The 255-nt window shown below is 54.9% G+C and carries 2 tRNA genes; both read right to left on the reverse strand.

Annotated elements, in window-relative coordinates:
• Positions 1 to 38 precede the first annotated feature (38 nt).
• Positions 39 to 113 (reverse strand) — tRNA-Gly (locus tag ACQCT5_RS23025).
• A gap of 17 nt (positions 114 to 130) precedes the next feature.
• A tRNA-Leu gene (locus tag ACQCT5_RS23030) sits at positions 131 to 211 on the reverse strand.
• Positions 212 to 255 lie beyond the last annotated feature (44 nt).

Consider the following 255-nt stretch of genomic DNA (forward strand, 5'->3'; position numbering starts at 1 on the left):
CTGTGCGTCTGCCAGTTCCGCCACCCCGGCAAGTCTGTTGGAGCGGAAGACGGGATTCGAACCCGCGACCCCCACCTTGGCAAGGTGGTGTTCTACCACTGAACTACTTCCGCTTCTTATAAAATTATAATGCGGGTGAAGGGACTCGAACCCCCACGTCAAAGACACTAGATCCTAAGTCTAGCGCGTCTGCCAATTCCGCCACACCCGCAAGATAAATGGTGTGCCATGAAGGACTCGAACCTTCGACCCTCT

It is taken from the genome of Sutcliffiella halmapala (assembly GCF_050107295.1).
Lineage (GTDB): Bacteria > Bacillota > Bacilli > Bacillales > Bacillaceae_I > Sutcliffiella_A > Sutcliffiella_A halmapala_A.